Raw genomic sequence first — 8,476 nt, 5'->3', positions numbered from 1 at the left:
AGCTTGCTTAATCCCGCGTTCGGTCCAATTTATCCAGCGTATGTTCAGCTTTATCCCGTGTTCAACCCGGTTTATTCAGCGTTCAACCCTTTGGGCTGATTAAATCCATATAATTGTAAAACAAAACTTGCTACGAGAGCTATAAAAAAAATAAGAGCCGATTCCTATAAAAGGAAACCGGCTCTTACTTTTGATTAAACTACTACATCATAGCCTTGTTCTTCTACTGCCTCTCGTAAATCGGCAACAGCAACCTGTGCATCGTCATACGTAACATCTACCTTACCTGTATTAAGGTGTACTTCAACACCTGTTACCCCGTTTAATTCTTCAATTGCGCCTTTTACTGATTTTTCACAGTGGCCACAAGTCATTCCTCTTACATCTAATGTAGTTTGCATAACTCTTTTTCCCCTTTCTAAATTATAATTATATTTTAACCCTCTTCAAACGAAGTGAGTTGGTAACAACACTTACGGAACTAAATGCCATGGCTGCACCAGCAATCCAAGGAGCTAATAGTCCAATAGCAGCAATCGGGATACCCGCGCTATTATAGGCAAATGCCCAAAATAAATTTTGACGGATATTTTTTATGGTAGCTTTGCTTAGTTTAATTGCCTTAGGGATGAGTAATAGCTCACCACCCAGGATAGTGACATCAGCTGCTTCAATTGCAATTTCTGTACCTGTTCCTATTGCAATCCCAATATCTGCAATCGCCAATGCCGGCGCATCATTTACACCATCACCCACCATTGCTACCTTTTTACCCTTTAATTGGATTTCTTTAACTTTATCCGCTTTTTCCTCAGGCAATACCTGTGCAATCACTTGATCAATACCAACCTGTTTTGCAATTGCCTGTGCGGTTCTTTCATTGTCACCTGTCAACATGATAACGTCTAAACCTAGTTCTTTCAATTGTTCAATCGCTTGAACAGCAGTATCTTTAATTGTATCGGCTACAGCAACAATACCGCGGAATTCCCCATTTACTGCAATAAGCATAGCTGTTTTTCCATTCGTCTCATAATCCACTAATTCTTCTTCTGCATGACTGATTTCGATGTTATTTTCATTCATTAATTTTCTCGTACCGACAAGTACTTGCTCGCCGGAAATGACAGCTTTAATACCGTGACCCGGTATTGCATTAAAATCTTCTACATCAATCAATTCTATTTCCTTCTCAGTCGCAAAAGCAACAATCGCATCAGCTAATGGGTGCTCAGAGCCCTTTTCTGCACTAGCTAATAATTTCAATGTTTCATCATCGCCAGTAAAGTTGGTTACTTCTGGTTTCCCTTTTGTTATTGTTCCAGTCTTATCTAATATAATGGAATCTAATTGATGGGTAAGCTCTAAATGCTCGCCACCTTTAAAGAGAATGCCAGTTTCGGCAGCTTTCCCAGTTCCCACCATAATTGAAGTAGGTGTAGCCAATCCTAGCGCACATGGACATGCGATTACAAGTACTGCTATAGAAGCTACTAAAGCTGGTTCAAAGTTACCAGGTTGAACAAGTGTGAACCATACAATAAATGTAACGACAGCAATTCCTACCACAATGGGCACGAAATATCCGGATATAACGTCTGCTAAACGTTGGATGGGTGCCTTTGACCCTTGTGCATCTTCTACTGCTTTAACAATTGATGCAAGAGCTGTATCTTTACCAACCTTTGTAGCTTCCATAACTATCGTTCCGTTTTTATTGATGGTAGAACCAATAACCGATGCTTTAACATCTTTTTCAATTGGAATAGATTCACCAGTTATCATCGATTCATCGATAGATGTTCTGCCTTTTACAACTATACCATCTACGGGTATCTTTTCCCCAGGCTTTACAACCATATGATCGCTAACAATTACTTCTTCGACTGGTATCATTACTTCTTCGCCATTTCTTAGTACGCGGGCTTGCTTCGCTTGTAAATTTAATAGTTTTGAAATAGCTAAAGTTGTCCTGCTCTTTGCACTTGTTTCCAAATACTTACCAAATAAAATCAACGTGATTATAATTGCACTTGTTTCAAAATATAAATGTGGCATATAGCCTGGATTGCCGATGGTCATAATTGCTTCAAATAAACTGTAGAAGTAAGCAGCACTAGTTCCTAGCGCAACTAATACATCCATATTTGCGCCACCATTACGCAAATTTTTGTATGCTCCTACATAAAACTGCCAACCGATTATAAATTGGATGGGAGTGGCTAATACAAACTGAAACCACGGATTCATGAACAGATGCGGTAAATTTATCCCTAATAAATGATCAAACATTGTTACAAGTAATGGAATAGATAACAGAGCTGAAACGATTAATTTTGTTTTCATTCGTTTAAGCTGTTTTTCTTTTTGTGTTTTTTTCTCTTCTTTATCCGCTTTTTCTTTTGCATCATACCCAAGTTTTTGAATTTTGCCAACAATATCCTTTTCCTCGATCATGCCAGGATTATATTCTATGGATGCACTTTCTGTCGTCAAATTTACCGTAGCAAGTTTTATGCCCTCTTGCTTATTCAACACTTTTTCAATACGAGATGAACAAGCAGCACAGGTCATACCAGTTACGTCAAATTCAACTTTTTCTAAGTGTACACCATATCCTATCTTTTCTATTTTAGCAGTAATATCATTTACTGAAGTTGTTTCTGGATCATAATTCACACTAGCCTTCTCTGTCGTTAAATTCACCTGTGCCTCTACGCCATCCATTTTATTTAAAACCTTCTCGACACGAGATGAGCAGGCGGCACAGGTCATCCCAGTTACGCCAACAGTAATTTGTTTAGCTTCACTCATTGTTACCCTCCTCACTTCGAAAATTGCTTCATGACATCCATTAGTTCCTCAATTGCAGCATCACCTTCACCAGACTTAACGGCATGACTAACGCAATGCTTTGTATGTCTTTCTGCTACCGAAAACCCAGCTTTCTTCAAGGCTGCATTAATGGCACTGATTTGCACTAATATATCTACACAATAACGATCTTCTTCAACCATTTTTTGAATTCCCCGTACTTGACCTTCAATCCGCTTTAATCGATTCACTAAAGCTTGTTTCTCGTTATCCGTTCGAGGTGTTACCGGCTGGTCACGTAAATGATTTTCCATATGAACCACCACTCCTATTTCGTTTATACTCATACTATACCCCCCTACAGTATAAAGGTCAAGTAATTTGTTTAGCTTCTATAATTCTCCATTATTATTACAAATCATTTAAATTATATTAAAAATCCATTACTTTAATAAAAATATATCATTTTCATGACATAATAATTGATAACTAATAACGATTTACTAAGGATAAAGAGTTTTAATACATAAAAAAAACACGTTCTATGGTAGGTGCAAATATGAAAAAAATAACTATAATTCTAATAGCTATTCTAGCAATAAATCCGTTAGCAGCTGTTAGTGCCCACAGTGGACCTGAATCTCCTAAACTAACATTATTAAGTGAGGCAGCCATCTTAATGGAAGCAGATTCAGGAGAAATACTCTACGATAAAAATGCAGATGAAATAATGTATCCTGCTAGTTTAACTAAAATAGCAACAACTATTTATGTTATCGAAACAGCTGACCTTGATGAGATTGCAACTGTAAGCAGTAATGCTAGAAATACAGAAGGTACAAGTGTCTTTTTAGAAGAAGGTGAACAAGTTTCTTTGGAGAAACTTATAAAAGGGTTGTTGATTAATTCTGGTAACGATGCCGGGGTAGCAATCGCAGAGCACTTAAGTGGAAGCGTGGAGAATTTCTCTTCGGATATGACAGCTTATTTTAAAAATAAACTAGGGACAGACAGTACCAACTTTAAAAACCCCCACGGTCTCTTTGACCCTGAACATGTCACAACTGCTGAAGATCTGGCAAGAATAACCCAATATGCAATGAAGAATGATCTATTTATGGAGATTTTCAGCAAACGAGAACTAGAGTGGGAAGGAAAAACTTGGGACACTACTATAATAAACCATCATAAATTAGTTAAAGGTGAGATCCCTTATGATGGAATCACTGGTGGGAAAAATGGATATGTCAGCAAATCTGGCTTTACATTAATAACGACTTCTGAGAAAGAGAATTTAAACTTAATTGCTGTAACACTCAAGAATAATAATCAGAATGCAGTATACAACGATACAATGGACTTACTGGATTATGGATTTGATCAATTCAGAACTGCTACTGTACCAGAGGGAGCTGAATTTGCTGCCGGGGATGAAGTATTTACTGCTCCAGAGAAACTAGCTTATACGTACCCCTTAACTGAGGAAGTAAGGGAAGATGTATCAGAAAATGGAACTTTGGAAATCTCCAGCCGGGACGGTGAAGTTATAGCTTCTTATCCATTAGAAAAAGTTAATAATAAGAATGATAGGGAAGCATCAGCTGCCATGAAAAACACCTCTATCCAGGACACAGATTCTAAATCTATTTTTGATTATTTTCCTTTCAATCCAGCATACTTGCTGTTACTATTCATCCTGATCCTTGGAATCTTCTACCGCTTCAAACGAAAATACAGCTAACATGCGAGAAAAGGTGTACAAGCCTCTGCACACCTTTTCTCATCCTATCTATTGCATGATTAATCAACCAGCTATATCTTTTGTTTTCCTGGAACATCGTTTATCGAATAAGTAACCACAATCTCGGCACTCAAGGTATGTGAAACAGAACAATATTTTTCTTTCGATAGGTTTATCGCTCGAATCACCTTGTCTTCAGGGAGATCTCCTTCCAACGCATAATGAATAGTAATCAGTGTAAAACGTTTTGGATGATCTTCAGCACGTTCTCCCTTTATGTCCATCGTAAAAGTAAGTGGCTCTAACCGCATTTTTTTCAAAATCAAAATAATATCAATTCCTGTGCATCCTGCAACCGCGTTTAAAAGTAATTCTGTTGGTCTTGCACCTGAATTCTCTCCTCCAGCACTTTCTGCTGCATCCATTATAACTTCATGCCCTGACGGAGTTACACTAGAAAAAGCCATTTTTCTATTCCAGTTTACTGTTAATTCCATCCTACATTCCTCCTTTTTTCATGTATTAGCTTTAGACGTATTTTTAACGATATGCTGTAATTCATACAGAAGGAATAATTGCATTGTGCATAAATGGGTGTAAATAAAGTTTCCGGTTGAAGTAATACATCATTTCTCATGGATTGACTCCTGAAAAGTAATTAGGCTTTAAGCGCACGATCTATCCTTTTAATTGTTTCTAAATGCCTTCCTTCATGGTAGAAACTGAACAAGAGTGTTTCACCAGTTGTATAAAAGGTTAGTCCCATTCCATTTGTAAAAGGCACTGCAAGTTCTTCCTCCAGTAGTCCAGAATGGGATAGTTCTATTCTTTTCTTCTGATTTGAAAGCACAGTAGCTATTTCAGTAAGGGAAGGTGGTGTGCCTTTCCAATTAGCTGGCTTCGTTCGGGGGCCAAAAAAATTAAAAAATGCTTCGGGAACCTCCATCTTCTCATTGCGTACCCCATATACTAATTTTTCTTGAATTAACGCAATATGCCCGAAATTCCATCTCATATTATTATTAAATCCCACTGGTACTTTATCCGCCAGCTCTTCCGGTATCTGGCTAAGTTGCTGCTCCGTAATACCACGTACCTTTTTCATATGTCTAAAAATAGTTTCCTCCATGAAAGACACCTCCGTTGAAATTGGTGCATAAATGGCACCTGTATCCATTATTCTATTCATACTATACAGATACCTTTAATACTCAGGAAGTAATCCTCTTCTTTTAACCATCGCTGAAGATAAAGACCGACTAAAACCGCCATAAAAGGTTTCTTGAGCCCAAAAAAACGGCAGAGGAAAAAATATAACTCTGCCGTTCCTTGAAATTGACCCATTTCCCATAGATCGCTATTTATATATAAGACGAAGTAACGAAATTTCTCTTTCATGGCACTTTTTCTCTTTCTGATGATGATATAGTGCTTCAATTCGCTTCGGCAGAACACTTCGCTTTCCATGGGCACGGCCTTAGCCTCCTCAGAAGCAAAGAACGCTTCTTCCGGGGTCTTCGGACACGTGCTGTTCCCATAGGATAAGGAATGCTTCAGCGAAAATTCCTCGCACGAAGAAAATAGCTTTTTATTTTCGAGGAGTCTGCGTATTCTGCCTCCGCTGATAGAGGTTTCCTAAATTTTTAGCTGCGGGAATGCAACATTCCTCAAAATACATCCGCATTTTCTTCGTGCAATTTAATATTGCCGAGCTTTACTGTGGGGTCTTTAGCAGGGACTGGGATTAATCGTCCCACCAAAAAGCTTTGGGGCTGTACCTTTGGTTCGCCCCACCGAAAAGCTTTGGGACTGCACCTTTGGTTCGCCCCACCGAAAAGCTTTGGGACTGCACCTTTGGTTCGCCCCACCGAAAAGCTTTGTTGCTTTCCGCAAGAGTCGGCTGACCACAGCGAAATTTATAAAGCATTAAGTGAATTTTTTATAACATTGCACAATGCCTAGCGGAGGAAATACACGAAGACTTCTGCGGGAGGAAAGGCATAGGTGAGATTCTGAAATGCGTCAGCATGAAGAAGCTCACCAGCCGCCCGCGAAAAGCGTAGTGTATTTCCAGAGCGGTGGCGTACGATGTAGCATTTTCTATCAACTGCAAATTAAGATTAAGCAGTTGGCATATAAAAAAGCATGATTAGTGCAACTAAGGTATTAACCCAAAGACTTGGCGAACGCCCGGTTTCCTATGAACAACACAACATATTTCTGTGGGAAAATAACCAATGTCACATTCTTCTAGAAAACAGTTTTGAACTAAACCATATTAAATACTATTATCTATACAGGCTATTAACCTATCTTCAATATCTGCAGCAAAATCGTTCAGGTCGCCTTCATTTACCATTTGGATTAATGCTGTCGGTCTTGGCATTCCTATTTTTGTCTTTCCAGAAACTTTATCTTCATAAACAACTATTTTGCAGGGCAGGAAGTAACCTACCAGTTGATTCTCAGATAAAACACGCTGTGCTTCTTTTGGATTACACACTTCTAGAACAAGGTATGGCTGATCGAAGTCAAACCCTTTTTTCTGTAGTGTTTCCTTAATATCAAACTGCCACAGTACTCCAAATTTCTCTTCCTTTAAACTAGCTTCAAGGGATTGAATTGCTTCTTCCATTGTTTTGTCAGTTTCAACTGTATAATGAAACATATGAACTCATCTCCTTTGTTTAGTTGCTAACTTACTTAGCTGATAGTCCATTACTAATGTCAAATTTGAATTAACAGATCACTATTCACTTTCAGACCCAGGCACCCATGCCACCTTTAACATTGGCGACTTTTTCAAAACCTTGTTTCTTTAGGATTTTTGCTACTTTCATGCTTCTCATTCCACTTTGACAAATGATGACTACTTCCTTATCTTTATCTAACTCACCAGATTTTTGAGCGACATGTGAAAGGGGAATATTCTTAAATGGTTTACGATGATTTGATTTGTATTCACCTTGCGTTCTCACGTCAACAAACTGTATGTTTTTATCTTTAATTTTATTCTTTGCCTCCTGAACAGTTATATTAGTTACACCCTTTGCAGGTATAAATCGATTTATAATAAAAGCTACTGCAAAAATAATAATAATCCATTGTACTACTTCCATTTAACTTCCCCCTAGAAAAAGTCTGCCCAAATTTTTATTGCAGTACCTAAAATTAATATTGCCAATATCCATTGCAAACTTTTTGTATTTATTTTTTGTCCATATTTCGCACCAATCGGGGCTGCAATCAAACTTGCAGCAATCATGACAGCAGCAGGAACAAACAAAACCTGTCCTGTCAGGAGCTTTCCAGTAGTGGCACCAATTGATGATATGAATGTAATTGCTAATGAGGTAGCAATTGTCATTCGTGTTGGTATCTTCAATACAATTAGCATAATTGGCACTAATATAAATGCACCAGCTGCGCCTACAATACCAGCTCCTACACCGACAATGAATGCAAGTACTGCTGCTAACCATTTGTTGAAGGTAACCTGATCCAGTGGAATATCATCGAGCCCTTTTTTAGGTACGAACATCATAACTGCTGCAATCGTGGCGAGCATCCCATAGACAAAATTTATTCCTTCACTAGTCATAAGCCGGGAACCGTAACCTCCGATGAAACTACCAATTAAGATGCTGACTCCCATATAAATAATTAAGGTTTTATTTAGATAGCCACCTTTACGATATGCCCAAACTCCACCAATTGTTGCAAACAAAACCTGAATAGCGCTGATACCAGAGACTTCATGGGCTGTAAATGCTGTAAAACCGAGCATTGCAGGAATGTATAACAACATCGGGTATTTAATAATAGATCCACCTATTCCTACCATTCCAGATATTAAGGAACCAATAAAACCAATAATAAAGATGGTAATGACAAATATGACACTATATTCCACTTTTGTTT

General features: G+C 38.1%; 10 protein-coding genes. 1 reads left to right on the top strand and 9 read right to left on the bottom strand.

The window, feature by feature from the left end:
• Positions 1-194: 194 nt before the first annotated feature.
• From copZ to QGM71_RS15295, 3 genes are read right to left on the bottom strand one after another with little or no spacing between them, the layout of a single operon-like run.
• Positions 195-401, bottom strand: a complete 207-nt coding sequence (gene copZ / locus QGM71_RS15305; protein WP_327608428.1) for a copper chaperone CopZ — start codon at positions 399-401, stop codon at positions 195-197.
• A gap of 28 nt (positions 402-429) precedes the next feature.
• On the bottom strand, positions 430-2,814 hold the full coding sequence (locus QGM71_RS15300) for a heavy metal translocating P-type ATPase (RefSeq protein ID WP_327608427.1): 2,385 nt from the start codon (positions 2,812-2,814) through the stop codon (positions 430-432).
• Between the two features lie 11 nt (positions 2,815-2,825).
• The gene (locus tag QGM71_RS15295) at positions 2,826-3,128 is read right to left on the bottom strand and encodes a metal-sensing transcriptional repressor (protein WP_327608436.1); all 303 of its coding nucleotides are present in this window, start codon (positions 3,126-3,128) and stop codon (positions 2,826-2,828) included.
• Between the two features lie 245 nt (positions 3,129-3,373).
• Here QGM71_RS15295 and QGM71_RS15290 point away from each other — a divergent pair, with 245 nt between their 5' ends.
• The gene (locus QGM71_RS15290) at positions 3,374-4,555 is read left to right on the top strand and encodes a D-alanyl-D-alanine carboxypeptidase family protein (RefSeq protein ID WP_327608426.1); all 1,182 of its coding nucleotides are present in this window, start codon (positions 3,374-3,376) and stop codon (positions 4,553-4,555) included.
• A 71-nt stretch (positions 4,556-4,626) separates the two neighbouring features.
• Here QGM71_RS15290 and QGM71_RS15285 read toward each other — a convergent pair whose 3' ends face one another.
• From QGM71_RS15285 to QGM71_RS15260, 6 genes are all read right to left on the bottom strand, one after another.
• The gene (locus tag QGM71_RS15285) at positions 4,627-5,052 is read right to left on the bottom strand and encodes an OsmC family protein (protein ID WP_327608425.1); all 426 of its coding nucleotides are present in this window, start codon (positions 5,050-5,052) and stop codon (positions 4,627-4,629) included.
• A 161-nt stretch (positions 5,053-5,213) separates the two neighbouring features.
• Complete coding sequence (locus QGM71_RS15280) at positions 5,214-5,684, bottom strand: DinB family protein (protein WP_327608424.1); 471 nt, start codon at positions 5,682-5,684, stop codon at positions 5,214-5,216.
• A gap of 56 nt (positions 5,685-5,740) precedes the next feature.
• On the bottom strand, positions 5,741-6,022 hold the full coding sequence (locus QGM71_RS15275; protein ID WP_327608423.1) for a hypothetical protein: 282 nt from the start codon (positions 6,020-6,022) through the stop codon (positions 5,741-5,743).
• A gap of 811 nt (positions 6,023-6,833) precedes the next feature.
• Positions 6,834-7,223 carry a DUF302 domain-containing protein gene (locus tag QGM71_RS15270; RefSeq protein ID WP_327608422.1) on the bottom strand — a complete coding sequence of 130 codons (390 nt, stop codon included), beginning with the start codon at positions 7,221-7,223 and terminating at the stop codon, positions 6,834-6,836.
• Between the two features lie 91 nt (positions 7,224-7,314).
• On the bottom strand, positions 7,315-7,674 hold the full coding sequence (locus QGM71_RS15265) for a rhodanese-like domain-containing protein (RefSeq protein WP_327608421.1): 360 nt from the start codon (positions 7,672-7,674) through the stop codon (positions 7,315-7,317).
• 11 nt (positions 7,675-7,685) lie between these two features.
• Positions 7,686-8,468 carry a sulfite exporter TauE/SafE family protein gene (locus QGM71_RS15260; RefSeq protein ID WP_327608420.1) on the bottom strand — a complete coding sequence of 261 codons (783 nt, stop codon included), beginning with the start codon at positions 8,466-8,468 and terminating at the stop codon, positions 7,686-7,688.
• Positions 8,469-8,476: the final 8 nt, after the last annotated feature.

The sequence above is a fragment of the Virgibacillus tibetensis genome (genome assembly GCF_036026595.1).
Lineage (GTDB): Bacteria > Bacillota > Bacilli > Bacillales > Amphibacillaceae > Virgibacillus_P > Virgibacillus_P tibetensis.
Note: the sequence above shows the minus strand (reverse complement) of the source record. Positions and strands in the feature narration are given on the sequence as shown.

Coding starts and splice junctions, on each gene's coding strand:
- QGM71_RS15295 (WP_327608436.1), bottom strand. CDS start 3,128: ATGGAAAATCATTTACGTGACCAGCCGGTAACACCTCGAACGGATAAC.
- QGM71_RS15280 (WP_327608424.1), bottom strand. CDS start 5,684: ATGGAGGAAACTATTTTTAGACATATGAAAAAGGTACGTGGTATTACG.
- QGM71_RS15270 (WP_327608422.1), bottom strand. CDS start 7,223: ATGTTTCATTATACAGTTGAAACTGACAAAACAATGGAAGAAGCAATT.
- QGM71_RS15275 (WP_327608423.1), bottom strand. CDS start 6,022: ATGGAAAGCGAAGTGTTCTGCCGAAGCGAATTGAAGCACTATATCATC.
- QGM71_RS15265 (WP_327608421.1), bottom strand. CDS start 7,674: ATGGAAGTAGTACAATGGATTATTATTATTTTTGCAGTAGCTTTTATT.
- copZ (WP_327608428.1), bottom strand. CDS start 401: ATGCAAACTACATTAGATGTAAGAGGAATGACTTGTGGCCACTGTGAA.
- QGM71_RS15290 (WP_327608426.1), top strand. CDS start 3,374: ATGAAAAAAATAACTATAATTCTAATAGCTATTCTAGCAATAAATCCG.
- QGM71_RS15285 (WP_327608425.1), bottom strand. CDS start 5,052: ATGGAATTAACAGTAAACTGGAATAGAAAAATGGCTTTTTCTAGTGTA.
- QGM71_RS15300 (WP_327608427.1), bottom strand. CDS start 2,814: ATGAGTGAAGCTAAACAAATTACTGTTGGCGTAACTGGGATGACCTGT.